The sequence below is a fragment of the Rhizobium terrae genome (assembly GCF_003425685.1).
Lineage (GTDB): Bacteria > Pseudomonadota > Alphaproteobacteria > Rhizobiales > Rhizobiaceae > Neorhizobium > Neorhizobium terrae.
In genome coordinates, this window is record NZ_QJKM01000006.1 from 302,240 (window position 1) to 327,071 (window position 24,832).

Here is a 24,832-nt window from a genome sequence, read left to right on the forward strand (position 1 = left end):
TTGCAGTACAGTTCGGCAGGATCAGTTCGGCACGATGCCGAGCAGAACCGCCTTGGCGACTGCCTGAAAACGGTTGGTGGCCTGGAATTTGCGGATGATGCCGTCTTCCATCTGCCGCAGGTCTTCGAATTCGAGGTTGAGCGTGCGGGCAAGGCGCGGGGCGGAATAACCTTCCGCCATCAGGGCGAGACACTGCTTTTCCCGATCCGTCAGAACAAGCTGCATCGGCCTCGCCGTTTCGGGACCGTCATCCGTTTCTTCGCCCGTCAGCAGGTTTTCGATCTGCTGCATCTGCCGGCGGATATTGGAAATGTCGGAGGTCAGTTCGCGCTTGCGCCGGGCAAGCATGGCGTGGAACAATTCATCGGCTTCTTCCTGGCTGCTGGCGCCGGCGAGCTCCTCCATCAGATCCTGGATGGCGGCGACGGAAATTCCGATCTCGCGGCAGGCGTTGATGACCGCCATCTGCTGGATATTCTCGCTGTTGTAGACCCGCATCGTCCCGGAGCGCTTGGCCGTGATCAGGCCCTTTTCCTCATAGAAGTGCAGCGTGCGATGGGTAACGCCGAACATGTCCGCCATCTCGGCGATCGCGACCGGCTGTTCGGGAATTTCGAATGGCAGGGTGATCTGGGGGAGGAAACTGAATGGTCCGGGGCTCCCAATGGGAGTGTCGCCTCCGGTTATCCTATGCATTACATCGCTCCGCATCGGGTCTCCTGCGAAATGGCGTGTCAGTCACGCTACATCCTGGGGTTGCTATTTCGGCAAGACCCCCAATGGATTGTCCTCGGTACGGAAAATGCGGATCCGATCGACTAGGTGGCAGAATTCACCGTCCAGGCCCTAATTTCCGCCGCCTTGGACCCTTCCGGCGAATTCTGTTAGCAATACGTTACGTAAAATTTTAGAAAATGGTAGCCCCGCCTCCCCCGTGAATTCTTGTCCATCAAAACTCTTTATGAGTGCAATTTTCCAAGGCTGGTGGCCTTCCGGCAGCGCATGGCCTAAAAGCAGGGCGATTTCTTCGAGCCCTGGGATTTGCCATGCCGACCAAGCTTTCCGTCAATCTCAATGCCGTCGCCATGCTGCGCAACCGACGCGATCTTCCCTGGCCGAGCGTCGAAGCGCTGGGGCGTATCGCGCTTCAGGCCGGCGCTGCCGGTCTTACCGTGCATCCGCGGCCCGACCAGCGGCATATCCGCTTTTCCGACCTGCCGGTGATCCGGGCGCTGATCGATGATGAATTCCCGCATGCCGAGTTCAATATCGAAGGTTATCCGAGCGAGGATTTTCTGGCGCTTTGCGAGAGGACCGAACCCGAGCAGGTGACGTTGGTTCCGGACGATCCTGCCCAGGCGACCTCGGACCACGGTTTCGACTTCCGGGCGAGCGGAGAATGGCTGAAGCCGATCGTGGCGCGGCTCAAGAAAGGCGGCATGCGGGTTTCGCTGTTTGCCGATGGCGACGGCGACGTGGAAGCGGTGAAGCTGGCCAAAGCAACGGGCGCCGACCGGATCGAACTTTATACCGGGCCTTATGGCGGCTGTTTCGATAATCCAGAGCTTGGCACCGAGATCCTCGAAAAACTCGGCCGGACGGCAGATGCCGCCTTCCGCGAAGGGCTGGACGTCAATGCGGGCCACGACCTGACGGTCGCCAACCTGCCGGCGCTGGTGAAGCGCATTCCGAGGCTCGCCGAGGTCTCGATCGGTCACGGACTGACGGCGGATGCGCTGGAATACGGCATGGCGGAGACGGTTCGCCGCTTCCGGCGCGCCTGCGGGCAAGCGGTGTGATTGCGGCCCGACCTCGCTCTCAGGCCGCCGAAAGCTTCGCTTCGCCGAGGTCGAGTTCCCAGGTCTGCCCGACGCATTCCGGCCCGAACATCGCATGTCTCTCCTCGGAGACGAGCCGGAAGCCGGCGGTCGTGTAGATCCTGAGCGCCGCCGTCAGGCAATCATTGGTCCACAATGACAGCTTTCTGTAGCCGACTAAGGTCGAGAACTTGATGCACTGGTCGACGAGCGTGCGACCAAGACCGAGGCCGCGCGCGGCGGGATCGAGATAGAGAAGCCGCAGCTTGGCGGTGTCGCCGCCGCCATCGGCCACAACCACCGAGCCAACCCGCCGGCCGTCGCGTTCGGCAATCCAGCAGCGCTCCCGCTCCGGGTTGAAATTGGCGATGAACCTGCCGGCGACCTCGGCGACGAGGCCTTCGAATTTTTCATTCCAGCCGTATTCGCGCGTGTAGGCGACCGCCTGGGTCTCGATGAGCCAGCCCATGTCGCCGATGCGGTGCGGACGGATGACGAGCGGCGCCCGGGCCGCCTGACCCGGATCGAGAAGGGCGCGGATGGTCTGCATCGAACCGATCAGGTTTTCGCGGCCGGCTTCGTCCACATGCTGCAATTCCTCGGTCAGCTGCCGGCGGGAGAGGGCGCCGAGCATTTCGTATTCCGCTTGTCCCTTGTCGGTGACAACCAGAATCTGGCTGCGTCCGTCGACGGGATCGGGTTCGCCGTCTATGAAGCCCGCCTCCCGGAATTTCTTGAGGAGCCGGCTGAGATAGGCAGGGTCGAGACCGAGATCCCGGTTGAGCTCGGTCGCCGAGACGCGCTGCCTTGCGCCCATCTCGTAAAGGATGCGCGCTTCGGTCAGCGTGTAAGGGGTTTCGAGGTAGCTCTTGGAAAGCAGTCCGAGCTTGTTGGTGTAGAAACGGTTGAAGGCGCGGACGGTATCGAGAAAGGCGGGGTCGGTCATGAGCTGAATCTCCTGTGGGGAGATTCAGTCCACTATTTATTGGACTGAGTCAAATAAAATTATGCCGCCTGAACTGCCACATGACCGGCAAGTGCGAAATCGACGGCAGCCTCGGCATGGACCGCGGTGGAATCGACGCCGGGAAGCGGCAGGTTTGCGGGATCGAGCAGAAGGCAGATTTCGGTGCATCCGAGGATGATGCTGTCGGCGCCTGCCGCCTTGGCCTTCTCGATCATCGCGATGGCGCGTCTGCGGGAGGCATCGAGCACGGTGCCGGCGCAAAGTTCGTTGAAGATGATGTTGTGGATGTCGGTGCGATCGTCCGCCTCCGGCACGACGACATCGATGCCGAGCGCCTTCATGTGTTCCGCATAAAAGCCATGTTCCATCGTGTAGCGGGTGGCGAGCAGGAGGGGGCGTTTCAAGCCCTGCGCCTTGAGCGCCCCAGCCGTTTCATCGATGATGTGGACGAGCGGAACGTCGACGGCCGCCTGCACCTCGCGCGCGATGAGATGCATGGTGTTGGTGCAGATCAGCACACATTCGGCACCGGCTTTTTTCAGGTTTTCGGCACTTGCTGCCAGATGTGCGGCCGCCAGATCCCAGCGGCCGGCCTTCTGCATTTCGACGATCTCGGCGAAGTTGACCGAGTGGAGGAGAATATCGGCGGAAGCGAGCCCGCCGAGGCGATCACGGACCATTTCGTTGATGAGCCGATAATACACCGCAGTGCTTTCGAAACTCATGCCACCAATCAATCCGATCCTGCGCATTTTTTCTCCAAATAAGACAGAATTTAGCAACTCCATCTCAATATCGTGAAATTTGGAGATTTGCAATCCTTCTTGAATCTCAGCCGGCGAGGGCAGCCTTCTGCTCTTCGAAATAGCTGGCGAGCGATTGCGGTTTCCGACCGGTCAGGGCTTCGAAATCGCCCGTGACCAGATCAAAATTGCCGGCGCGCATGTTGGCATCGGCCGAGACCAGCATCTTGACCACGAAATCGGGCAGGCCGGCGCCCGTCAGGCCCTGGCCAAGCTGTTCGTCGGTGACGTGTACGACGTCCAGCGGCTTTCCGGCGGCGGCGGAAACACGGGCGGCGATTTCCTCGGCGGTCAGCGATTCCTGACCGGTCAGCGTCAGCACCTGGCTGCCGGCCGGAGGGTTGGAGAGCGCGGATGCGGCGGCACGGGCGCAGTCGTCACGGCTGATATTGCTGAGCTTGCCGGCGCCCATGGCAGTATACCATTTGCCGGCCTGCAGGTTGTGCGGCATGCCCAACAGGTAATTGTCGTGGTACCAGGAATTGCGCAGGATCGTGTAAGGGATGCCACTCGCCTTGATCGCCTCCTCGGTGCCAAGATGATCGGGAGCGAAGCTGACCAGCGATCTGTCCGGGTTGGGCATGGAGGTGTAGACGAGATGCTTGACGCCCGCCTTCATCGCGGCAGCGACCGCCGTCTTATGCTGCTTCAGCCGACCACCCGGTGTGGCGAGGTCGTCGGTGGAGATGATCAGGACACGATCTGCGCCGGCAAAGGCTTTTGCGAGGCCCTCCTCGTCCTTGAAATCGGCGGCGCGGGTCTCAACACCCCTGGCGGCGATGTCGGCGAGCCTGCCCGGGTCGCGGCTTGCGGCGATCAGATCGCCGGGCGCGACCTTCTGGGTTTCGAGCAGGTGGTGGAGCACCGCGCGGCCGAGTTGTCCGGCAGCACCGGTGACGAGAAGTCTGGTCATGTCCTATCCCTTTCCTTGGGGCATGCTCGCACACTTGCCTGTGGCGAGATGGTTGTTGGTCTCAAAAAGAGACTAGCACTAGAATAAGAATTGACTTCGTGCTGTAAAGGAGGCAGTTTTGAGGGAGATCGTTACCTCCAAGGAACCACCCATGGCCATTTACCTGATGGAAAAGCGCATGCTGAACGGTCAGGAATGCGACACGCAAACCTGGGACATGGGCAATTGCCCGGTGCGCGACGTTCTCGACCGGATTGCCGGCAAGTGGTCGACGCTGCTGCTCGAAGCGCTGGCGCACAAGCCTTATCGCTTCGGCGAACTGCGTCGGCTGGTGCCGGACATTTCCCAGCGCATGCTGACCCAGACGCTGCGCGACCTGCAGCGCGATGGTTATATCGAGCGCGAGGTTTTCCCAACCAAGCCGCCGAGTGTCGAATACCGTATGACCGATCTCGGCCGCTCGCTGTTCGAGCCGCTGTCGAAAGTACTCTTATGGGCGGGGGAGAACCATGCCTCGGTGAAGGCGGCGCGGGTGAAGTTTGACGAAAGCGAACTCGCCTGATTGCGCCGAAGACGCAGGCCGGTACGGAGCAGGGCCTGTCCGGCACGTTGATTGCGGGATCCCCATGTCGGCAAGAGCACTCTGAGATAGTGCGGCGTTGTTCATCGTGGCGTTCGGCCAGATTCCAGGCTTTGGCAGCAAGGCTCGAACCGTAAAAGGGCGGCACGCAGGCCGCCCTTTCCCTTTGACGGATCGAAAGCGGTGTCAGGCCTTCAGGGATGCCATGTCGATCACGAAGCGGTAGCGCACATCGCTTTTCACCACCCGTTCGAATGCATCGTTGATGTTCTGGATGTCGATCTTCTCGATCTCCGAGACGATGCCGTGCTCGCCGCAGAAATCCAACATTTCCTGGGTCTCCTTGATCGAGCCGATCATCGAGCCGGAAAGGCTCCGGCGGCCGGGGATGAGCGAGAACGCGTGGACCGGCACGGCGTGCTCCGGAACGCCGACAAGGACCATGGAGCCGTTGACTTTCAGAAGGCCGAGATAGGCGTTCCAGTCGATCGCGACGCCGACCGTGCAGATGATCAGGTCGAATGTGCCGGCGAGCTTGGCGAAGGTCTCCGCATCGCTTGTGGCGTAATATTCCCTGGCGCCGAGCTTCAGCCCGTCTTCCTTCTTGGACAGCGTCTGGGAAAGCACGGTGACATCCGCACCCATGGCGGCGCCGAGCTTGACACCCATATGGCCGAGGCCGCCCATGCCGACGATCGCGACCTTCTTACCGGGGCCGGCATTCCAGTGCCTGAGTGGCGAATAAAGCGTGATGCCGGCGCAAAGCAGCGGGGCTGCTGCGTCCAGCGGCAGATTGTCTGGGATCGACAGGACGTAACCTTCCTTGACGACGATCGAGTCGGAATAACCGCCATGGGTCGGCGTCTTGCCATCGGCTTCGACGTCGTTATAGGTCTGCACCAGGCCCGGCATATACTGTTCGTTGTCGAGGTCGCGGGTGGCGCAGCCAACGCAACTGTCGACGAAGCAGCCGACGCCGACCTTGTCGCCGACCTTGAATTTCGTCACGGAAGAGCCGACGGCCGATACCGTGCCGACGATTTCGTGGCCGGGCACCATCGGGTATTTCGAAAAGCCCCATTCGTTGCGGGCCTGGTGGATGTCGGAATGGCAGACGCCGCAATATTCGATCGAGATGACGACGTCGTCGGCATTCGGTGCGCGGCGCTCGAAGGTAAAGGGCGTCAAGGGTTGCGACGCGTCGGTCGCGGCATAGCCTCTGGCAATGGCCATGAAGAGCTCCATTCAGCTGATGGTTGGGAGGGAATTGAACGGGGCGGACTATGCCGGCAAAGAACGCAAGGGCGTTAGACCGATCCTGTCAGCTTTTTGCACGATCCTGCAAAAGTCCGTCGTCGGGGCCTTTGCCGGAGGCCGAACGCATTCTAGATAAGGCTCATCGAGCCCCGGGCCTGTTTCTCATTCGAAAGCCATCTGCATGACGCTGCCGTTCAATCGCTATCAGGAGATTGCCTCGATCGCCGCCCGCTTTGCGCCGGACGAGGGCGAATTCCAGACGGGGATCGAGGGCCTGGCGATCAGCCGTCGCTCGACGCCGAGCGCCCCGTGTCACGGCAGCTATCGCCCCTGTTTCGCAATGGTCATCCAGGGGCAGAAATGCGTGCAGTTGGGCTCAGATACGATCAATTACGGTCCGGGTTCCTATCTCCTGACCTCGCTCGATCTGCCGGTAACCTGGCGCGTGGTCGAGGCTAGTCCCGAATCTCCGCATTTCTGCGTGACGCTTGCCATCAACAGCGAAAAGCTTCTCGACCTGCTCAACCGCATCGACATGCGCAAGCCGGTGATGACTGGCATTGCCCAGCGCGGCATCGTCGTCAACGATGCGACGCCGGAGCTTTTCGACGCGGCGCTGAGGTTTTTCCGTTTGCTCGATAATCCGAACGACATTGCCGCCATGGCGCCATTGATCGAGCAGGAACTCCTCTACCGGATTCTGACCGGACCTGCCGGAGACCAGCTGATCAGCATCGCGATCGCCGACAGCCACGGCAACCGGATATCCCGTGCCATCGCCTGGCTGCGGGAGAATTTCGCGCGGACACTGCGGATCGAAGACCTCGCCGAACACGTCAACATGAGCGTGTCCTCGTTCCACCATCACTTCAAGGCGATCACCGCGATGACGCCCGTCCAATATCAGAAGCAGTTGCGCCTGCACGAGGCGCGGCGGCTGATGCTGTTCGAGCGGCTGGATGCCGGGATGGCCGGCCACCGTGTCGGTTACCAGAGCCAGTCGCAGTTCAGCCGCGAATACAGCCGTCTTTACGGCATGTCGCCGGCGCGGGATGTCGAAACCCTGCTGGAAGCGGCTGCCGAATAAGCCGACCGTCAGCCCTTGGATAGCGACTTGTCGTTACGGCATTGGGAAAGCTTGAGCTGTTTGAAGGAGAGGATCCTGGTGATCCGTTCCTCGCCATCCGTTTCGACCGACAGGCAGGCGCAGGCATAACCATAGTAGCCGTTGGTCTTGACGAATTCCTTTTCCGAAATGTCAGGGATGAGATCCATGCCTTCCGGCTCCTCGTCGTCAGGCCCCTGCGTCATGATCGTCCAGGTATTGTCGCGGTCTTCCAGCCACCAGTTGCGCGGCGTCGGATTCTGAATCCAGCCGCAGCGGGTTTCCGCAGCCTGGGCAAAAGCCGGAAGAGCGGCGAGGACAAGCGCGGCCGGCAGGCCGGATATGCGTTTCATGGTTGATTCCCCCAACACGGTGTGCATCCAGAATAGCCGTATTTCTTGAAAGGACCATGATTTCGAAACCGGCTTGACGGCTGCGACGAATGGTTTATACGAACGGAACCGTACCGTACGGTACGCAATAAGGATTAAAACCGTGAGACCCGACGCGACCGACATGCCGGAATTTTCGCCCCGCCAGAACACCGTTCTGGAACAGGCGCTTCGGCTGCTCGTGGAAGGTGGCGAAAAGGCGCTGACGACATCCGGCCTGGCGCGTGCCGCCAACTGTTCGAAGGAAAGTCTCTACAAGTGGTTCGGCGACCGCGAAGGTCTGCTTGCCGCGATGATCGCCCACCAGGCGGCCAAGGTGCGCACCCATGAACGTTCCGGCGAACGGCTGACGGCGGATCTGCTGCGCGATCACCTGGAGCTTTTTGCGCGCGATCTGCTCGAAGTGCTGGCCGGCGACGTGTCGCTGGCGCTCAACCGGCTTGCCATCGGCCAGTCGCATCGCGACGGTTCGAAGCTCGGCAAGCTTCTGCTCGAACACGGCCGCCGGCAGATCGACCGCCGCGCCATGGCGCTGATCGACCAGGGGAAGAGGGCAGGGCTGCTGCGTTTCGACAGCGCGGATGCGGCCTATCACACGCTTTACGGCCTGATCGTCTCCGACCTGCATGTGCGCATGCTGCTTGGCGAACCGGGCCTCAAGGACAATGCGCGCCAGGCGCAGAAGGCGGTCGAAGCCTTCCTGATCCTGCACGGCACGCAGAAACAATCGGCGGATGCGCATCGCGCTTCCGCAGGACGATAACCAACACCTACGAACACACGCATAGGGAAGGAAAAACGATGCGCGTCTATTACGATCGGGATGCCGATATCAACCTCATCAAGGCCAAGAACGTCGCCATCATCGGCTACGGCTCCCAGGGTCGCGCGCACGCGCTGAACCTGAAGGATTCGGGCGCCAAGAACGTCGCGATCGCGCTCAAGGCCGGTTCGCCGACCGTCAAGAAGGCCGAGGCCGACGGTTTCAAGGTGATGACCGTCGCCGAAGCCGCCAAGTGGGCGGATCTCATGATGATGGCGACCCCGGATGAACTGCAGGCCGACATCTACAAGTCGGACATCGCTCCGAATATCCGCGACGGCGCGGCGATCGCCTTCGCACACGGCCTCAACGTCCATTTCGGCCTGATCGAGCCGAAGGCTTCGGTCGACGTCGTGATGATCGCGCCGAAGGGCCCGGGACACACCGTCCGCGGCGAATATCAGAAGGGCGGCGGCGTTCCCTGCCTCGTCGCCGTTCACCAGAACGCTTCCGGCAATGCGCTTGAGCTCGCGCTTTCCTACGCCTGCGGCGTCGGCGGCGGTCGTTCGGGCATCATCGAGACCAATTTCAAGGAAGAGTGCGAAACTGATCTCTTCGGCGAACAGGTCGTTCTGTGCGGCGGTCTCGTCGAACTCATCCGCGCCGGCTTCGAAACGCTGGTCGAAGGCGGCTATGCGCCGGAAATGGCGTATTTCGAATGCCTGCACGAAGTGAAGCTGATCGTCGACCTGATCTATGAAGGCGGTATCGCCAACATGAACTACTCGATCTCCAACACGGCCGAGTGGGGCGAATACGTCACCGGTCCGCGCATCATCACCGACGAGACCAAGGCCGAGATGAAGCGTGTGCTCAAGGACATCCAGACCGGCAAGTTCACCTCGGAATGGATGCAGGAATACCGTTCCGGCATGGCCCGCTTCAAGGGCATCCGCCGCATGAACGACAGCCACCAGATCGAAGAAGTCGGCGCCAAGCTGCGCGGCATGATGCCCTGGATCGGCAAGAACAAGCTGGTCGACAAGAGCGTCAACTAAGTCTCAAATATACAGCGAAATGAAAAGGCTCGGGTGAATTCCCGGGCCTTTTTACGTATGTCGTGTTTGTCGGACTTAATTGGTATGGCGGTTTTTTGGCCGCTGGACATCGGTCATGTTTCCGGGGATATCACGCCCTTGGTGAGGAGGAAGCAGCCGTAGAAGCGGGTTTCCCCCGTTGCGATGACGCAATAGGCCTTCTTTGCCTTTTCGTAGAAGGCAAAGCGCTCGATGCCGTACATCGGCGCCGATTTTCCTTCGACGGCGTCGATCTCAGCCTGAACTTCCTGTTGGGTGAGGGGGATTTCTTCCGGATTCCCCATGACTTCCATCCGGCCGACGGAAGGCTGAAGAGGCGTGTCGAGGGGCAGTACGGACAGGATTGCGCGCATCGCCCGCGCCGCGGAGATATTGTCCGTCCTCAGCAGTTTGCCGAGCACCGTCTGTCGGGCAACCGCATCGGCCGGAAAATTGGTGTCTACGAGCGCCAAGGTATCGCCGTGGCCCATGGAGCGCAGGGCATGAAGCACGTCGGCGTTTAATATCGGGTCGATGTTCTTGAGCATACTGTTCTCCTCAGGCGCACTCCGTCGCTTCGTGCCGAACCTGTCTTTTCTTCGGTCTTCTGGCAAGCCTGTCCGGGTGGTGCTAAACAAATGAAATCAGAAAAAACACGATAGGTCAGCCTTGCTGACCTATCGATCGTTGTGTAAAGATGGCTCATACAAAATTGAAATAAGAGGAAACATCCCGTGCTTGATTGGGAACAAATCTTCGCGACACGCTCCAGCCGCATGCGCGCCTCGGAAATCCGCGAACTGCTGAAACTGCTCGACCAGCCCGACATCATCTCTTTCGCAGGGGGGATTCCGGATCCGGCGCTGTTTCCGGATGCGGCCTTCAAGGAAGCCTATTCGGACATCTTTTCGAGTGCGCAGGTGGGATCGGCGCTGCAGTATTCGGTCAGCGAAGGTTACAAGCCGCTGCGCGAATGGATCGCCCGCGACGTTGCCAAGATCGGCATCGACTGCACGCCCGACAACGTCTTCATCACGTCGGGTTCGCAGCAGGCGCTCGATTATCTCGGCAAGCTCTTCCTGTCGCCGAAGGATACGGCGCTCGTTACCTGGCCGACCTATCTCGGCGCGCTCTCGGCCTTCAACGCATACGAGCCGAGCTACGACAAGCTGTCGCTCAACGGCAACCGTACGCCGGAAGCCTATCGCGAGACGGCCGCCAAGGCCGGCGGCAGCGTCAAGTTCGCCTATCTGTCGTCGGACTTTTCCAACCCGACCGGCGAAACCGTCGACCGCGCCGGCCGTGAAAAGCTGCTGCAACTGGCCGACGAACTGGATATCGCTATCCTCGAGGACGCGGCCTATCAGCACCTGCGTTATGACGGCGAGGCGATCCCACCGATCATGGCGCTCGACATCGCCCGCAACGGCGGTGACATCGAGAAGACCCGAACGATCTACAGCGGCAGTTTCTCCAAGACGCTGGCACCCGGCCTGCGCGTCGGTTTCGTGATCGCCGCCATGCCGGTGATCCGCAAGCTCGTTCTCATGAAACAGGCCGCCGACCTGCATTCCTCGACGATCAACCAGATTGCCATCGAGCATGTCGCCTCGCGCGGCTTCGACGCGCAGGTCGCGAAAATCCGGTCCGTCTACAGCAAGCGTCGAGACGCCATGCTGGCGGCTATGGACAGGTACATGCCTAAAAATGCCAGCTGGACACGCCCCGAAGGCGGCATGTTCGTCTGGGTCACGCTGCCGGAGGGCATCGACGGCGCCGAACTGCTCGCCAAGTCGATCGCCACCGAGAAGGTCGCCTTCGTGCCGGGCAAGGCCTTCTATGCGGACGGCAGCAATGCCAACACGCTGCGCATGAGCTTCTCGTGCGCCAGCGAGGCGATGATCGAGGAAGGCATCAAGCGGCTCGGCCGCCTGATCGCCAACGCCATTCCGGCTGCGGCCTGAGTGTGACCGGGTGAGGGCGACGATCAGAAGATCGTCGTCCAGCCTTCGTTTGCCGTCTCGCTCTTGCCGTAGCCGACACGGTCGGCCACGGCGCCATCCGCCGTCAGCAGAATGATGTCGCCGCCCTTGTTGGCAAGCTGCGGCCCGCCGTTTTCCGGGTCGAGCGGGAAGGTGCGCAACTCGCCCGCCGCAAGCGAACCCGACAGGATCTGGCCGCGGCCTTCGCCATCCTGGATCTTCCAGCCGTCAAGGGTCACCGCTGCGTCCGAACGATTGATCAGCGTCACCGTCTCGTCCTCCGTTCGGTCGGCGCGGTTCACCGGATTGATCATCGCGGCAAGGATGCGCAGCGACGAGGTGATCGCGGTCTGCGGCCGGCGGGTGCCTTCGCCGCGGCCTTGGCCGCCGCGGTTTTCGCCGATCGGGTGGCCGGTCGCGGCGTCCGTATTCCAGTTCTGGGACTGGAAGGCGAGGAAGATCGCCAGCCATTCATCCGTGTCGGTGAAATGGACCAGCAGCGCGCCGTCCTGGTTCGGGCCGTTGGTCTGGCGGAAGTCGCCGGTATTGCCCTGGTTCATGTGGATGTCGTGGATGCCGTTGCCGGGCTCGAAATCGAAATACTGGTCCGGCTTGTTGTGTTCCGGTCCCCATGCCTCGCCGAAGGCATAAAAATGGATCTCGTCGTTTTCCATTCCTTCCTGCACCAGAGGCTCGATGAAGTCGCGCAGGTCGTTTTTCGGGCCGGTCATCTGGAAGGGAGCGACGCTCATGTCCTCGCGCTCGATGAAGCCGCCGCGCACGTAGTCGAGGGCGAGATCGGGGCGATCCTTGCGCAGATCGGTCAGACCCATGGGCAGGGCTGCAAGTTCTGCGGTCAGCGTCGGGTCGCGGAAGTCGACGACATTGGCGTAGAGCAGGTCGTGCGGCGAAACCTTGGAACGGACATTGACGGCGATGCGATAACTGACGCCGGCGGCTTCGATACGGATTTCGATATGCGGATCTTCGTCCTCGTCGAGTGTCAGATCCGACGCTATCCCTTTGAGTACCTTGTAATTGCGGAGCATGCCAAACCCTCGTCCGGTTACGGAGCCACTGCCATATCACGGTTTTGCAACCACCTTTGTGACGGGTCTTCGGCCTGCTCTCGCCTTATATCAGTCGACCGCGAGCACGATCACCATGTCCTTTTCGCTGTAGGTGACCGTCTCCTTTCGGGGCGGATTGACCACTACGCCGCCGAGATTGCGGATATCTGCGTCGTCTTCCCGCTGGCGGCGATGGCCGAGCGCGATTTCGCCGCGACGCAGTGCCGCGAGCGAGACGGTGAAGAAGTTCAGCGGCTTTGAGATATCCACGTAGTCGCTCATCGGCCGCATGTAGATTTCGGAACCCGCCTCGTCGAGCAGTTCGTCGAAGATGGCCGCCATGGATTCGTTTTCGGACGCCTGGGCGAGCATGAGGCTGACCAGCTTGTTGCTGACGACGAAATCCTCCGCGCGGGTGACTTCAGCAAGCTCACGGTTGCGCACGTCGATCATCTCGCTGACGACGCTGATGTGCTTGCCGGCCTTTTCACCGATCTTGCGGATCTGCAGAAGCGTGATCAGGGTGCGCGTATCGGCCGTCTGAGCCGCCATGTGGTCGCTGTAGCCGAGCACCAGAACATGGTCGAAAGAGGGGATATCGAGCGCGTCGAGAGCCGGCCGGCTGCTGGTATCGATGATTTGGTGTTCCACGCGGAGCGTGGCGGCGTCGAGGCCGAGTGCTGTGACCTCCTGCTCGAATTCGGGCGTATCTGCGGCGATCGTCAACCTGGAGCCTGGCGCGACGTAGCGGGCGAGTTCCTTGACGATGATCGGGCCGCGGCGGTTCCAGCCGAGGATCAGCGTGCGTTCTGCAGTCTTGCCGCGCTTGAGGATCGGCTTGATGGCACTTTTGTCGATGCCCATGTCGCCGTTCCAGGTTTTGATCGCTCCGTCGTCCTCGGAGATGATCACGGCGCGGTCGCCGGCAACGATCACCTGGTTGGGGTTCGGATTGAGATGGATCTTGCCATCCTTGTCGCAGAGGCCGATCAGCGTGCTGTTCTCATAGGCGAGCACGGCATTGCCGAAGGATTTCCCGATGAGATCGGGCTGTTCGATCGTGTAGATTTCGCAGCCGTCGAAATCGAGGAGCTCCGAATAGACGGCGCTGAGGCCCGCCTGACGGCTGGTATGCACGACGATGCGGGCAATAAGATCGTCGGCGAGGATGAGCTGCATTTCGCCGCCGCCGACGATCCTTGCCACGTCGGCATTGTCAGCATCGCGGATTTCGGCGGCGATCATGTATTTTTCCGGGCGGCGGTTCGGATCGTTGACAAGAGCGAGCACGGTCTTGATGACCTGACTGTCCGCGTCGTCACCGTCCGGAGACAGAACGATGATCGACCGCGAGGTCTGCGGATTGACGATGCCGAGGTCGTAGAGATCGGTCGGATCGCCACTGCGGCAAATGATCTTGGTGTTCTTGAGGTCGCCGACCTTGGCGGCGATCTCGTCTTCCATCTCCACCTTGTCCTTGTTCGCCATGATGACGATGCGCGGCGTCTTGCGGCTCTGGTTGGCGATGACCAGTTCGGAGATGACGTCGAAGATCGACGGGGACCAGTTGAGAATGATCGTGTGTTCAGTTTCGAGAACACGCGAACGGCCCTTGCGCAGCTCGTCGAGCTTCTCTTCCAGGCCGGAGGAAATAACGCCGATCAAGGCGGAAAAGACGAAGATGCCGGCCAGCGTCACCAGCAACATGACGATGCGGAAGCTCCAGCCCTGGTCGGCGCCCATCGTGCCGGCATCGAACGTGCGCATCAGCGATTCCCAGGTGCCTTCGATGAAGCCCATCGGTTCGGCGCCTTCGGGCGCGATGCCGGTAACCGACAATATCGCGCCGGCAATCATGATGACGATCAGCGATATCAGCGCCAGCCAGCCGATCAGCGCGATCGCGCCGCCCGCCATGCTCTTGTCGAATGCGTAACGCAGGCGCGAGCCCAAGTTTTCCCGGCTTTTCATCTTAGTCCCCGAAATATATCCCCATCCATCTCATTGCAGGATTTGTTCGCATTTACAATTGATTGCCGAACCGCAACGGGCCGTTCACCATGGAAAACTCGCGGTAAAGTAAATTTCGGCGCACGTTGCGCGATGCTAAGCCGGATAAAGATAACCGGCGCGAACGGCGACTTGTCACATGGCTGTCAAGCAGGAATGCTTATCGTCCGCAGCTTATCTCGAACAGGGACACTCCGATGACGAAGCTTCTCTCCGCCTTCACCGCCCTCGTGGCCTTCGGCATGATTGCCGGTGCAGCCCATGGCGCCGATCTCGTGCTCTATACCAGCCAGCCGAACGAGGATGCGCAGGCGACCGTGGACGGGTTCAAGGCCGCCAATCCGGGCCTCGACGTGCAGTGGGTGCGCGACGGAACGCCACAGATCATGGCAAAGCTCAATGCCGAGATCCAGGCCGGGAACCCCGCCGCCGACGTGCTGCTGATCGCCGACATCGTGACGCTCGAGCGCATGAAGCAGGCCGGCCAGCTGATGGCCTACAAGTCGCCGGAAGCCGCCAACTACGACAAGACGCTCTACGACGCCGACGGCTACTATTACTCGACCAAGCTGATCACCACCGGCATCATGTACAATACCCAGGCCGCCATGAAGCCGACGGGCTGGGCGGACCTCGCCAAGCCGGAAGCCAAGGGCCTTGTGACCATGCCGAGCCCGCTCGCCTCGGGCGCCGCACTGATCCACACCCAGACGCTTGCAGGCGTTTCCGGCCTCGGCTGGGACTACTACAAGAACCTCAAGGCCAACGGCGCGGTTGCCGCCGGCGGCAACGGCGCGATCCTGAAATCGGTCGCCACCGGTGAGAAGGCTTACGGTTTCGTCGTCGATTACCTGCCGATCCGCGAAAAGGCCAAGGGTGCCCCGGTCGAGTTCGTCTTTCCGAAGGAAGGCGTTTCCGCCGTCACCGAACCGGCTGCGATCCTCGCATCCACCAAGCATGCGGACGCCGCCAAGAAGTTCATCGACTACGTGCTTTCCCAGAAGGGGCAGGAAGGTTTCCTGAAGCTCGGCTACATCCCGGCGAGAAACGGCATGGCGGTCCCTCCGGGTTTTCCGGCCCGCGAGACGATCAAGGTCCTGCCGATCAATGCTTCCGAAGCGCTCAAGAATTCCGAGAAGGACGTCAAGGCCTTCGCGGATATCTTCGGCATCAAAGGCTGATATAAGCGCCTGATGACGCGGTCTCGGAATCGGGGAAACAGCCAGCCACGCTGGCTGTTTCCTTTTGTCGTAACGGTGATCTTCTTTTTGAGCGTGCTGCCCCTCGGGCGGCTCGCGGTGACCGGCATTTCGTCGGCGCTGCAGGGACGTACGGCCGAGCTGCTTGCGGATGCGGCAGTCTGGCGGGCGGTCTACGATACGCTGACGACCTCATTTTTCGGCATGATCGCCGCGGTCGTGCTCGGCGGCGGCTTCGCGCTGCTGCTGACGCTGTTCGATATCCGCGGCAAAACGGCGCTCGGCTTCCTGTTCATGCTGCCGACGATGATCCCGCCGCAGGTGACGGCACTTTCGTGGATCGGCATGACCGGACCGTCGAGTGCGCTTTTGAAGGCGCTTGGACTGGCGCCGCCGCTGGGCTCCCCCCAGCCGCTCTATTCGGTCAGCGGCATCGCGTTGCTCTATGGCGTCCAGAACGCGCCGCTCGTCTATCTTTCGCTGCGTGCGGGGCTGCTTGCCCTGCCGCGGGATGGGGTGGAGGCGGCAAGGCTTGCCGGCGCCTCCTCCTGGCAGGTGCTGAAGGATGTCATCCTGCCGCTTTCCCTCCCGGGTTTCGCGGCCGGAGCGGCGATCGCTTTCGTCTCCTGCGTCGGCAATTTCGGCATTCCGGCGATATTGGGCATTCCCGCCTCGATCTATACGCTGCCGACGCTGATCTATGCCAAGTTCGCGACGTTCAATTCCGGCACGTTCGGAGACGTCTCCGTCCTGTCGGCGATGATCGCCATTCTGTCTATCGTCGGGCTGACCGTGGAGGAGCGGGTTCTGCGCGGGCGGGACTATCGGGTCATCGGCCTTTCCGGGCAGGTGGCGGTCTTCCGGCTGCGGAACTGGCGGTGGCTGGCCGAATGTACGCTGTCGCTTACCATTTTCCTGATCCTCGTCATGCCGCTGACGGCGCTCGTCGCAAGTTCGCTGGCGCCGGCCTATGGCGTGCCGCTGAGCCTTTCGACGGTGACCTTTCACGCCTATGAGGAAATCTTGTTCCGGCAGGCGACCACTCGCACCGCCTTCACCAACTCGATCGCGCTTTCGATTGGTACCGCGCTTGGTCTCCTGGTGGTGACAGTATTGACCGGTTATTTCATCGTGCGCGGCAAAAGCCGGTTTGCGCCGCTCATCTCGGCACTGACCGAGATACCCTATGCCCTGCCGGGCATCGTCCTGGCGGTCGCCTTCATCCTGCTTTTCGCCGCGCCCATTCCGATCGTCGGCGTGTCGATCTACGGAACGATCTGGATCATCCTGATCGCCTATTTCTCCAGTTTCTTCGCCGTCAGCCTCAAGCCGGTCGTGAGCGCCTTCAGGCAGCTCGACCCGTCGCTGGAAGAGGCAGCCAGGCTTTCGGGCGCCCGTTTCGGACGGCGGCTTGCGGATATCGTCGTACCGCTGGTGGCGCCGGCGGCGGGGGCCTCGGTAATCCTCGTTTTCCTGATCGCCTGCAACGAGTTGACGGTTTCGGCGCTGCTTTGGTCGGCCGGTACCCAGACGCTCGGAGTGGCGATCTACAATCTCGATGACAGCGGCAGTTTCAATCTCGCCTCGGCGCTGTCGGTGCTGGTGGTCGTGATGGTGGTGGCGATGATGCTGGTGCTGGAACTGATGGCGAAACGACTGCCGAAAGGTGTGGTGCCGTGGCGAAGCTGATCCTCAACCGCTTATCCAAGACATTCGATACTGGTGGCCGGCCGGCGGTTCACGACGTTTCGCTGACGGTGCGGGAAGGCGGCTTTCTTGCGCTGCTCGGCCCTTCCGGCTGCGGCAAGACGACCGTGCTTCGTATGATTGCCGGCTTCGAGCAGCCGACCGACGGTTCGATCCTGCTCGGCGAACGGGTGCTGGCGGATGCCAACGATATGGTGCCGCCGGAAAGTCGCAATATGGCGATGGTTTTCCAGTCCTATGCGCTCTGGCCGCATATGAGCGTGGCGGACAATGTCGGTTATCCGCTGAAGGTGCGCGGCATTTCTGGCGAGAAACGACAGGCGAAAATCAGGGAGGCGCTGGCGGCAGTGCGGCTGGGGGCCTATGCGGAGCGGCGGCCGGCCGATCTTTCCGGCGGTCAGCGTCAGCGCGTGGCGCTCGCCCGCTGCCTCGTCACCGAACCGGACGTCGTGTTGCTCGACGAGCCGCTCGCCAATCTCGACCGGCATCTGCGCCAGGAGATGGAAGAGACGTTTCGCGAATTCCATGCCCGCTCCGGCGCAACGATGATCTATGTCACCCACGACCAGGCAGAGGCGATGGCGCTGGCGACCGATGTCGCGGTGATGTCCGAGGGCCGGCTTCTGCAGATCGCGACGCCGGAGGAGATCTACGCGCGTCCGGAAGGTCGGCTGGTCGGCGGGCTGGTGGGGCTGGGCGCTATTCTGTCACTTCCGTCTCCGGCCGGTGACATGCGCGTTCTCGACTGGCAGGCCATGCTGGCGGCACTTGCCGCTGGTTCCGAAGGCCCGAAAGCCGATATTCTGGTTCGCCCGCAGGATGTCGAGATCGCGCCGGAGGGAGCACCCGCCACCGTCCGTTCGGTTCTTTTCGAGGGTGAACGTTATGCCCTGCGGCTGGCGCTGCCGGACGGGCAGGCGTTGCGGGCGTTCAGCCGCCATCCGGTGAAAGTCGGCGCCGACGTGGGCGTCGTCATCCGCTCAGCCTGGCGGCTGTAGACACGTGTCAGAGCCCGGAGCACTGCCAGCGGACGACCCTGCAGCGGGTCGTATGCTGACGGCATGCCTGCAGCGCGAGATATTCGGCAGGGCCACGATCGGCGCCCCAATCGGCACCCCAGCCGCCGCCATCGCCGCGGGCGACGGCGCCGCAGCCGTTCTTGAACCATATTGCGATGCGGCAATCATTAGCGTTCTGAAAACAACCGTCTTGCGCGGTGCGTTCCGCGCTCCGGCGGGAGCCATGGTCGTAGGACCAGCCCGTCGCGCCGGTGCTCGGCGAATAGGAGATAGCGCCGAAACTGTCCGCCAGAGCGCCGCCAGCGCTAAAAAACACAGCGCATAGCGTGGCGGTTCTTAGCAATGAACGTCTCATGAAATTCCCCGTCGATCGTCTATCTCGTCCCAAATTAAGCCACCGAAATGAGCATGGCACTGCTGCCATGCCGTTTCAATCGGCCTTGCATCATCGGAGCTGACCATTTTTAAGTTTATCGATTCGTTCATTTTTCCTGCAGGTTACGGCAGATAAGATGGCGCTCTCGAAAGGGTGGATGGATGTCTCTGCGGCTTGGCACGTTCAATATCGAAAACCTAATGACTCGTTTCGATTTTTCCGGCTGGCGTAACCGGCTCCGGCAGGACCGCGTCCTGCAGCTTTACGACGTGCAGGACAAGGCCGTCTACCAGCAGCTCGAACAGGCCCGCATGATCGCCGAGACGGACGACACGCGCCAGCTTTCGGCGCTCGCCATCGCCGAAGCCGACGCGGACATCCTCTGCCTGCAGGAGGTCGACAACATGCCGGCGCTGCAGGCCTTCGAATACGGCTATCTCTACCGGATGGTGGGCAACGGCTACCGCCAGAAGTATCTGGTCGAAGGCAATGACGGCCGCGGCATCGATGTCGCCGTTCTGCTGCGCGAAGAGACCCGCGGCGGCGAAAGGATAGAGGTCGTCGACGTGCGCAGCCACGCGATGCTGACCTATCAGGATCTCGACCTCTTCAACGAGGAACTGGCGCTCAGCAACCGGCCGTATGACAAGATCTTCAAGCGCGATTGCCTGGAACTGGAGTTGAAGATCGGTAGCAAGCCGCTCTTACTCTACGTCGTACATTTCAAATCGATGGGCAATGCGCGCGAGGGTACGGACGGGCGTACGGGCACGATGGCAATCCGGATGGCCGAGGCGAGGGCTGTGCGCCGGATCGTCGAGCGCCGTTTCGGTGAAGGCCAGACGGCGGACAGGAATTTCGCCATCTGCGGCGACATGAACGATTATCAGGAAAAGGTCCAGGTGATCGGCAACCGGCGCGAAGGTTATCGGTTCGAGCCCCGGCGCGAGGAGAAGAGCGCACTCGACGTCTTCAGCGATGACGCCTTTGTCGTGAACCCCGTCACACGCAGGGATGTGATGGACCGCTGGACCCTCTATCACGCCCGCGGGCCGGAAGAGCAGCATCTTTGCCAGCTCGACTACATCTGGCTGTCGCCCGCGCTTGCCGCGCACAATGCAGGGTCCGTTCCGGAGATCATCCGCGGAGGCCAGCCCTATCGTACGATATTTCCGCCGGTCCAGGAGGTGGAGCGGTTTCCAAGGATCGGCTGGGACCGTCCTAAGGCATCGGATCATTGCCCCGTCGTGATGTCGCTGGAGATCGCATGACAGTCGAACCTCACCAGGACCTTTCCGGATTGCCCGGGGAGAGGGTGGTCTTCCATGTGCCGACGGTCCGGATGGACATCCTGTCCGGGGACCATCCGTTCTACGTCTCCGAGCGCAAGGCGATCGACGCGAACTGGCAGGAGGAGATTGCCGCCAATCCGGCGCTTTTCGACGGGCGTATGGTGCTTCAGAGGCGTGTGTCGCTGACGGCGGATGGCCTTGTCGGCGAAGGACACATCATTCCATTCCGTGCCTTTCTCTGGTGGCGCAAGCAGAAGACGCGGGCCGGCGGCCTGCATATCCACGCTTATCCGGTGCTCGAATCCTCGGACGGAGCGTTGATCGCGATCCGCATGGGGGCGCATACGGCGAATGCCGGCCTGGTCTACTTCGCCTGCGGGTCCTTCGAAGCTCAGGACGTCTTCGACGGGGTGTGCGACGTGGAATACAACATGCAGCGGGAGGTGATGGAGGAAACCGGTCTCGACCTCGGCGACGCGAAAACCCATTCAGGATATTGGGTCGCACATTTCCACCGGGCGGTGACGCTGTTCCGGCTCTTCCGGTTCGATCTGACGGCTGATGACATCATCACCCGGATAGAGCGGCACATGAAGGTGGCCGAAGACAAGGAAATCGCAGGCGCGGTGGCGATCCGTTCCGCCGACCATTCGGCGCAAAATTATCATGTCGGCATGCTGCCGGTCCTGGACTGGTATTTCGCCGACGCGCCAAAAGCGCGCTGAACGGGGTTGCGCCGGGCGGATCGCTCGGGCAGTTTGGCGCCATCGAAACACGGGGGAGGTGCCGTTGGCCCGTCGCTACTGCATCTATGACGTCTTCACCGACAAACGACTTTTCGGCAATCCGCTGGCGGTGATCCTGGATGGCGACGATCTCGGCGACAGCGCGATGCAGGCGATCGCCCGGGAGATGAATCTTTCCGAAACGGTCTTCGTCCAGACGTCCGGCAATGCCGCCTATGCGGCGCGGTTGCGCATCTTCACACCCGGCAGGGAACTGCCCTTCGCAGGCCATCCGACCGTCGGCACGGCGGTGGCGCTGGCCGAGCGCAATCACGGGATCGGCGCGCTCGACAAGGACCTCGTCTGCGTCTTGGAGGAAAATGTCGGGCCGGTGCGCTGTGCGGTGCGATTGCGGCACGGGGAGGCAGGTTTTGCGGAGTTCGACCTGCCGCGCAAGCCCCTACGGATCGAACTTGCGCTCGACCGGCAGGGGCTTGCCGATGCGCTGAGCGTCAAATCCACGGATATCGGCTTCGAAAATCACGTCGCGTCGATCTGGAGCGCCGGCGTACCCTTCGTGATGGTGCCGCTGCACAATCTGGCTGCCGTGCAGAGCCTGGAATTCGATACGACTTTCTGGGAAAAGATCGCGCCCTTCGTCGAAGGTGCGCTGACTTCGGCCTATATCTATTGCCGGGGCGGCGTGCATCACCAGGCGAAGTTCCACGCGCGCATGTTTTCTCCCGACATGGGAATTCCGGAAGATCCGGCCACAGGCGCAGCAGTCGCCGCGCTGGCCGGCGCTATCCGCCATTTCGATGCGCTGCCGGATGGCCATCATCCGATCCTCGTTGAGCAGGGGGTCGAGATGGGGCGGCCCTCGTTCATCCACCTGCATATCGATGTGAAGGACGCGGAAATCTTCAAGGCGCGCATTGGCGGTCAGGCCGTGAAGGTGGCGGAAGGTACGCTCGATCTGTGATTCTTCGGCTGTTGCGATCAGGATTGCGATATTGTGACGCACTAAATCGTTGAAATTTCTCTACTATGTGGCGTCTTCACGGTTAGGGCAGGATATTTGGGACCGTCCGGATTTACCATCCCGATTTTTTTGATGCTTCAGGCAGATAATTTTCGGAGAGACGCTGGACAAGCCGGACGATCCCCTTTATACGCCCCTCACACCGCTGGCGAGCACGCCTTGCACCAGACGGTTCTTGGGTGATTAGCTCAGTTGGTAGAGCAGCTGACTCTTAATCAGCGGGTCGTAGGTTCGAGCCCTACATCACCCACCATCTTCTCTTGATGACAAGATGCTTTTGCCGGTGAATGTCGGCTTGTTATCACCCGTGAATTAAAAGTGAGCCGCTTTTGGATTTCTTCGGGAACTTCATCCCGTGAATCGGCATTGGACCGCAAATGGATTTGGAGTGCGGTCGTGAAACCTGTCCTCATGCTTTTGGCGAGTTTTGTGCTGCTGGTTCTGGTCTTCCTGAGCGGAGTGATCATTACCGCAAATGTCATTGCCGAGCCGGAACCCCACAAGTTCGCCCACATGGATACGCCGGATCTGTGGACATCTCATCCGGAAGCTGTCGATCCGGGCAAACAGGCTTATCAGCGCGTCCCGGCGGCGACCTCCTCCGATTCCGACACGATCGCTGCAACGAAGCCCGCCGATCCGGCGGCCGCCAGCGACTCCGCCGCCTCGACGACCCAAACGGCGGCGGTTGGCGGTCCCGCCGGCATATCCGAGGCGAATGCAGACAACGGGGCGATCGACGCGACGACGACGGCGTCCATCGCCCCGGGGTCGAATGTTCCTCCGGCCATCAATCCGCTGACCGGGCAACCGGCGTTAGAACCGGAAAACCAAGCGCAGCCGCAACCGATGGTCACTGCAGCGCAGGCACAGTGGTGTTATGCCCGCTATCGCTCCTACCGGGTCGAAGACAACAGCTATCAGCCCTATGACGGCGGTCCGCGCCGTCAGTGCCAGGCTCCGGGAACCATTGCCGTGCAATCGGCCGCACCGATATCTCGGGATGTCGCCGCAGCCCCGCGGGAGCAGATGGTGCCACCGGATGACGCCCAGCCTGTCCGGGAACAGCCACTCCCCGAGGAAGAGCCGGTTTATGGCGCGCAGGCCGATTATGCCAATTCCGAAGCCGTCGACAACGGTGTTCCCGTCGGCGCCCACGAGGAGTGGTGTTTTGCCCGGTATCGCTCCTACCGGGCCGAGGACAACAGCTATCGGCCGTTCGAAGGCGGCCCTCGTCGGACGTGCCGGTCTCCCTATGGATGATAAGCCGCGAACAGCAGCGACCCTTGCTGGGCATCAGGCAGCCGAAGCGGTCATCGCCGATCGGCTGGAACGAGTCGGGTGGCGAGGTGAACGGCGCGCCGCACGAGCCGCTCGCACCTTTCGGCGGCTTCAAGCAACCGGGGACCGGTCGCGAATACGGCGTCTTTGGGCTGGATGCCCTGTTGGAGCCCCGCGTGGTGCCGATCTGAAAAGCGAGGCGGCAGCGCCGCCGTTCTCACACTGCCTTGGGATGGGCTGCCGCGATGCGGCGTTCCGTCTGACGCAGGCATAACGCCAGGACGATTCCCAGTCCGCCCATGGCCGCGATATAAAGGGATGCGCCCGACCAGCCGGATGTAGCAACGATCGATGCGAGCAGCATCGGTCCGAAGACCTGGCCGATATTGGAGCCCTGCATGACGAAGCCGCTGAATGTGCCGACCAGATCGCGGCGCGGTGCATAGACCGGCAGCGAGCCCATGATGGTTGCGGGCAGGACGCCGCCGCAGACGGCGTAGAGGACCGAGGAGGCGTAACGCATCCAGAGCGGAAAACCGTGGCCGAAGACCAGGTAGGAGGTCAGCGCCAGCATGACGCAGGGGCCGGCGATCAGCACCCAGCGCGGCGCACCCCAGCGGGCGAAAACACCGCCGAGCACGTTGCCGGTGCCGTTCATCAGCACGGCAAGCGCGGTCATGACGGAGGCTGCCGTCAGGCCGATCCCCATTTCCTCGATCAGCAGCGTCGGCAGGAAACCGAAGATAGCCATGAAACTCGCGCTGTAGGCGAGGAAAATGGCTGAAAGGATCCAGGAGACCTGACGCGAGGCAGTGAGCTTGACGGCGGTCAGCAGCGACGTCGAGCGGTGGCCGGACGCCTGCGGTTTTTGAACCTTCATCACCACGAGCGCAATCAGCGGAATGAGGCTGAGGGCGGCCGCGAACACCCAGGAGCCCTGCCAGCCGAAGCTCGGCAGCAGGAAGGGCGAGATCATCATCATAACGGAGACGCCGACCGGCATCCAGACGCCCCAGAGTGCGAAGGCAAGGCCGGTGTCGCGCGGGTCGATCGACGACGCGATCAGGCCGGGCGCGGCGACGGAGACCATGATCAATCCAACGCTTTCGAGTGCGCGGCTGGCGAAGAGAACCATTTCGACATGGGTGGCGGCGCCGATCAAGCTGCCGGCGATCAACAGGGCGAGGCCGAGGATCATGGCGCGGCGATGGGTGAGATAGTCGGTGAAACGGCCAATGACGAAACCGCAGGCGGCGCCGAGCGCGCTCGCCAATCCCATCAGCCAGCCGGCCGCCACAAGATCCATGCCGAGTTCGGAGCGCAGGAGGGGAATGGCGGGCGGTACCTTTCCAACATGCAATGCGGCTGCGATGCCGCCCAGCACGGCGATTGCGACATGTCCCCAACGTGTCATGCTCAGCGTATTCCAGTCTTGAACAAGCAAACTCTTACGAAT

The 24,832-nt window shown here is 61.5% G+C and carries 25 protein-coding genes, 1 tRNA gene and 1 pseudogene; 16 read left to right on the forward strand and 11 right to left on the reverse strand.

Annotation, left to right across the window (positions count from 1 at the left end):
- Window positions 1-21 precede the first annotated feature (21 nt).
- A complete protein-coding gene (locus DMO26_RS13440) occupies window positions 22-696 on the reverse strand; it encodes a MerR family transcriptional regulator (protein WP_117192575.1) in 675 nt (224 codons plus the stop codon).
- Between the two features lie 350 nt (window positions 697-1,046).
- Between DMO26_RS13440 and DMO26_RS13445 the strand changes: the two genes are divergently transcribed.
- A complete protein-coding gene (locus tag DMO26_RS13445; protein WP_117192576.1) occupies window positions 1,047-1,799 on the forward strand; it encodes a pyridoxine 5'-phosphate synthase in 753 nt (250 codons plus the stop codon).
- Window positions 1,800-1,818: 19 nt separating this feature from the next.
- On the opposite strand, the gene DMO26_RS13450 is transcribed toward DMO26_RS13445, so the two are convergent.
- The 3 genes from DMO26_RS13450 to DMO26_RS13460 all read right to left on the reverse strand — a co-directional run bounded on the left by DMO26_RS13450 (window position 1,819) and on the right by DMO26_RS13460 (window position 4,500).
- Window positions 1,819-2,763 carry a bifunctional helix-turn-helix transcriptional regulator/GNAT family N-acetyltransferase gene (locus DMO26_RS13450; protein ID WP_117192577.1) on the reverse strand — a complete coding sequence of 315 codons (945 nt, stop codon included), beginning with the start codon at window positions 2,761-2,763 and terminating at the stop codon, window positions 1,819-1,821.
- 59 nt (window positions 2,764-2,822) lie between these two features.
- On the reverse strand, window positions 2,823-3,536 hold the full coding sequence (locus DMO26_RS13455; RefSeq protein WP_117192578.1) for an aspartate/glutamate racemase family protein: 714 nt from the start codon (window positions 3,534-3,536) through the stop codon (window positions 2,823-2,825).
- Window positions 3,537-3,615: 79 nt separating this feature from the next.
- Window positions 3,616-4,500 (reverse strand): SDR family oxidoreductase, encoded by an 885-nt coding sequence (locus tag DMO26_RS13460; RefSeq protein WP_117192579.1) that lies wholly within the window; start codon window positions 4,498-4,500, stop codon window positions 3,616-3,618.
- Window positions 4,501-4,666: 166 nt separating this feature from the next.
- On the opposite strand from DMO26_RS13460, the gene DMO26_RS13465 reads away from it, so the two are divergent.
- On the forward strand, window positions 4,667-5,062 hold the full coding sequence (locus DMO26_RS13465; protein WP_226951294.1) for a winged helix-turn-helix transcriptional regulator: 396 nt from the start codon (window positions 4,667-4,669) through the stop codon (window positions 5,060-5,062).
- A 204-nt stretch (window positions 5,063-5,266) separates the two neighbouring features.
- Here the strand turns inward: DMO26_RS13465 and DMO26_RS13470 are convergent, their stop codons facing one another.
- Complete coding sequence (locus tag DMO26_RS13470) at window positions 5,267-6,313, reverse strand: NAD(P)-dependent alcohol dehydrogenase (RefSeq protein ID WP_117192581.1); 1,047 nt, start codon at window positions 6,311-6,313, stop codon at window positions 5,267-5,269.
- A 205-nt stretch (window positions 6,314-6,518) separates the two neighbouring features.
- Between DMO26_RS13470 and DMO26_RS13475 the strand changes: the two genes are divergently transcribed.
- Window positions 6,519-7,424, forward strand: a complete 906-nt coding sequence (locus DMO26_RS13475; RefSeq protein WP_117192582.1) for an AraC family transcriptional regulator — start codon at window positions 6,519-6,521, stop codon at window positions 7,422-7,424.
- Between the two features lie 8 nt (window positions 7,425-7,432).
- On the opposite strand, the gene DMO26_RS13480 is transcribed toward DMO26_RS13475, so the two are convergent.
- Window positions 7,433-7,795, reverse strand: coding sequence for a DUF4087 domain-containing protein (locus DMO26_RS13480; RefSeq protein WP_117192583.1), 363 nt, complete (start codon window positions 7,793-7,795; stop codon window positions 7,433-7,435).
- Window positions 7,796-7,958: 163 nt separating this feature from the next.
- On the opposite strand from DMO26_RS13480, the gene DMO26_RS13485 reads away from it, so the two are divergent.
- The gene (locus DMO26_RS13485; RefSeq protein ID WP_117192584.1) at window positions 7,959-8,597 is read left to right on the forward strand and encodes a TetR/AcrR family transcriptional regulator; all 639 of its coding nucleotides are present in this window, start codon (window positions 7,959-7,961) and stop codon (window positions 8,595-8,597) included.
- Window positions 8,594-9,655 (forward strand): ketol-acid reductoisomerase, encoded by a 1,062-nt coding sequence (gene ilvC / locus DMO26_RS13490; protein ID WP_226951295.1) that lies wholly within the window; start codon window positions 8,594-8,596, stop codon window positions 9,653-9,655. The genes DMO26_RS13485 and ilvC overlap by 4 nt, the downstream gene beginning before the upstream one ends.
- Window positions 9,656-9,768: 113 nt before the next feature.
- On the opposite strand, the gene DMO26_RS13495 is transcribed toward ilvC, so the two are convergent.
- Window positions 9,769-10,221, reverse strand: a complete 453-nt coding sequence (locus DMO26_RS13495) for an RbsD/FucU family protein (RefSeq protein ID WP_117192586.1) — start codon at window positions 10,219-10,221, stop codon at window positions 9,769-9,771.
- Between the two features lie 186 nt (window positions 10,222-10,407).
- Between DMO26_RS13495 and DMO26_RS13500 the strand changes: the two genes are divergently transcribed.
- Complete coding sequence (locus DMO26_RS13500) at window positions 10,408-11,637, forward strand: aminotransferase-like domain-containing protein (RefSeq protein ID WP_117192587.1); 1,230 nt, start codon at window positions 10,408-10,410, stop codon at window positions 11,635-11,637.
- 23 nt (window positions 11,638-11,660) lie between these two features.
- Here the strand turns inward: DMO26_RS13500 and DMO26_RS13505 are convergent, their stop codons facing one another.
- Window positions 11,661-12,704, reverse strand: coding sequence for a DUF2278 family protein (locus tag DMO26_RS13505; protein WP_117192588.1), 1,044 nt, complete (start codon window positions 12,702-12,704; stop codon window positions 11,661-11,663).
- 90 nt (window positions 12,705-12,794) lie between these two features.
- Window positions 12,795-14,696, reverse strand: coding sequence for a CASTOR/POLLUX-related putative ion channel (locus tag DMO26_RS13510; RefSeq protein ID WP_117192589.1), 1,902 nt, complete (start codon window positions 14,694-14,696; stop codon window positions 12,795-12,797).
- 236 nt (window positions 14,697-14,932) lie between these two features.
- On the opposite strand from DMO26_RS13510, the gene DMO26_RS13515 reads away from it, so the two are divergent.
- The 3 genes from DMO26_RS13515 to DMO26_RS13525 are packed head-to-tail and all read left to right on the forward strand — an operon-like array spanning window position 14,933 to window position 18,639.
- Entirely contained in the window at window positions 14,933-15,916 is a 984-nt protein-coding gene (locus DMO26_RS13515; protein WP_117192590.1) for an ABC transporter substrate-binding protein, read from the forward strand.
- Between the two features lie 12 nt (window positions 15,917-15,928).
- Window positions 15,929-17,623: an ABC transporter permease gene (locus tag DMO26_RS13520; protein WP_117192591.1), complete on the forward strand. Its 1,695-nt coding sequence runs from the start codon at window positions 15,929-15,931 to the stop codon at window positions 17,621-17,623.
- Window positions 17,611-18,639, forward strand: coding sequence for an ABC transporter ATP-binding protein (locus tag DMO26_RS13525; protein ID WP_117192592.1), 1,029 nt, complete (start codon window positions 17,611-17,613; stop codon window positions 18,637-18,639). The genes DMO26_RS13520 and DMO26_RS13525 overlap by 13 nt, the downstream gene beginning before the upstream one ends.
- A 7-nt stretch (window positions 18,640-18,646) precedes the next feature.
- Here DMO26_RS13525 and DMO26_RS13530 read toward each other — a convergent pair whose 3' ends face one another.
- Window positions 18,647-19,015, reverse strand: a complete 369-nt coding sequence (locus DMO26_RS13530) for a DUF4189 domain-containing protein (RefSeq protein WP_117192593.1) — start codon at window positions 19,013-19,015, stop codon at window positions 18,647-18,649.
- Window positions 19,016-19,197: 182 nt separating this feature from the next.
- Between DMO26_RS13530 and DMO26_RS13535 the strand changes: the two genes are divergently transcribed.
- The 7 genes and pseudogenes from DMO26_RS13535 to DMO26_RS13560 all read left to right on the forward strand — a co-directional run bounded on the left by DMO26_RS13535 (window position 19,198) and on the right by DMO26_RS13560 (window position 23,567).
- On the forward strand, window positions 19,198-20,307 hold the full coding sequence (locus tag DMO26_RS13535; RefSeq protein ID WP_117192594.1) for an endonuclease/exonuclease/phosphatase family protein: 1,110 nt from the start codon (window positions 19,198-19,200) through the stop codon (window positions 20,305-20,307).
- The gene (locus DMO26_RS13540; protein ID WP_117192596.1) at window positions 20,304-21,053 is read left to right on the forward strand and encodes an NUDIX hydrolase; all 750 of its coding nucleotides are present in this window, start codon (window positions 20,304-20,306) and stop codon (window positions 21,051-21,053) included. The genes DMO26_RS13535 and DMO26_RS13540 overlap by 4 nt, the downstream gene beginning before the upstream one ends.
- 64 nt (window positions 21,054-21,117) lie before the next feature.
- On the forward strand, window positions 21,118-22,035 hold the full coding sequence (locus DMO26_RS13545) for a PhzF family phenazine biosynthesis protein (RefSeq protein WP_117192598.1): 918 nt from the start codon (window positions 21,118-21,120) through the stop codon (window positions 22,033-22,035).
- A 237-nt stretch (window positions 22,036-22,272) separates the two neighbouring features.
- Window positions 22,273-22,348, forward strand: a tRNA-Lys gene (locus DMO26_RS13550).
- Window positions 22,349-22,971: 623 nt separating this feature from the next.
- Window positions 22,972-23,052: pseudogene (locus DMO26_RS35075) on the forward strand (BA14K family protein); the annotation flags it as partial.
- Window positions 23,053-23,070: 18 nt separating this feature from the next.
- The gene (locus DMO26_RS35080; protein WP_404947050.1) at window positions 23,071-23,358 is read left to right on the forward strand and encodes a BA14K family protein; all 288 of its coding nucleotides are present in this window, start codon (window positions 23,071-23,073) and stop codon (window positions 23,356-23,358) included.
- A gap of 23 nt (window positions 23,359-23,381) precedes the next feature.
- The gene (locus DMO26_RS13560; RefSeq protein WP_162894851.1) at window positions 23,382-23,567 is read left to right on the forward strand and encodes a hypothetical protein; all 186 of its coding nucleotides are present in this window, start codon (window positions 23,382-23,384) and stop codon (window positions 23,565-23,567) included.
- 26 nt (window positions 23,568-23,593) lie between these two features.
- Here the strand turns inward: DMO26_RS13560 and DMO26_RS13565 are convergent, their stop codons facing one another.
- Window positions 23,594-24,790 (reverse strand): MFS transporter, encoded by a 1,197-nt coding sequence (locus DMO26_RS13565; RefSeq protein ID WP_117192601.1) that lies wholly within the window; start codon window positions 24,788-24,790, stop codon window positions 23,594-23,596.
- Window positions 24,791-24,832 lie beyond the last annotated feature (42 nt).

Excerpts from the sequence above, each read along its gene's own strand:
- DMO26_RS13440 (WP_117192575.1), bottom strand. The coding sequence starts at position 696 with ATGCATAGGATAACCGGAGGCGACACTCCCATTGGGAGCCCCGGACCA.
- DMO26_RS13445 (WP_117192576.1), top strand. The coding sequence starts at position 1,047 with ATGCCGACCAAGCTTTCCGTCAATCTCAATGCCGTCGCCATGCTGCGC.
- DMO26_RS13450 (WP_117192577.1), bottom strand. The coding sequence starts at position 2,763 with ATGACCGACCCCGCCTTTCTCGATACCGTCCGCGCCTTCAACCGTTTC.
- DMO26_RS13455 (WP_117192578.1), bottom strand. The coding sequence starts at position 3,536 with ATGCGCAGGATCGGATTGATTGGTGGCATGAGTTTCGAAAGCACTGCG.
- DMO26_RS13460 (WP_117192579.1), bottom strand. The coding sequence starts at position 4,500 with ATGACCAGACTTCTCGTCACCGGTGCTGCCGGACAACTCGGCCGCGCG.
- DMO26_RS13465 (WP_226951294.1), top strand. The coding sequence starts at position 4,667 with ATGGAAAAGCGCATGCTGAACGGTCAGGAATGCGACACGCAAACCTGG.
- DMO26_RS13470 (WP_117192581.1), bottom strand. The coding sequence starts at position 6,313 with ATGGCCATTGCCAGAGGCTATGCCGCGACCGACGCGTCGCAACCCTTG.
- DMO26_RS13475 (WP_117192582.1), top strand. The coding sequence starts at position 6,519 with ATGACGCTGCCGTTCAATCGCTATCAGGAGATTGCCTCGATCGCCGCC.
- DMO26_RS13480 (WP_117192583.1), bottom strand. The coding sequence starts at position 7,795 with ATGAAACGCATATCCGGCCTGCCGGCCGCGCTTGTCCTCGCCGCTCTT.
- DMO26_RS13485 (WP_117192584.1), top strand. The coding sequence starts at position 7,959 with ATGCCGGAATTTTCGCCCCGCCAGAACACCGTTCTGGAACAGGCGCTT.
- DMO26_RS13495 (WP_117192586.1), bottom strand. The coding sequence starts at position 10,221 with ATGCTCAAGAACATCGACCCGATATTAAACGCCGACGTGCTTCATGCC.
- DMO26_RS13505 (WP_117192588.1), bottom strand. The coding sequence starts at position 12,704 with ATGCTCCGCAATTACAAGGTACTCAAAGGGATAGCGTCGGATCTGACA.
- DMO26_RS13510 (WP_117192589.1), bottom strand. The coding sequence starts at position 14,696 with ATGAAAAGCCGGGAAAACTTGGGCTCGCGCCTGCGTTACGCATTCGAC.
- DMO26_RS13515 (WP_117192590.1), top strand. The coding sequence starts at position 14,933 with ATGACGAAGCTTCTCTCCGCCTTCACCGCCCTCGTGGCCTTCGGCATG.
- DMO26_RS13520 (WP_117192591.1), top strand. The coding sequence starts at position 15,929 with ATGACGCGGTCTCGGAATCGGGGAAACAGCCAGCCACGCTGGCTGTTT.
- DMO26_RS13530 (WP_117192593.1), bottom strand. The coding sequence starts at position 19,015 with ATGAGACGTTCATTGCTAAGAACCGCCACGCTATGCGCTGTGTTTTTT.
- DMO26_RS13535 (WP_117192594.1), top strand. The coding sequence starts at position 19,198 with ATGTCTCTGCGGCTTGGCACGTTCAATATCGAAAACCTAATGACTCGT.
- DMO26_RS13540 (WP_117192596.1), top strand. The coding sequence starts at position 20,304 with ATGACAGTCGAACCTCACCAGGACCTTTCCGGATTGCCCGGGGAGAGG.
- DMO26_RS13565 (WP_117192601.1), bottom strand. The coding sequence starts at position 24,790 with ATGACACGTTGGGGACATGTCGCAATCGCCGTGCTGGGCGGCATCGCA.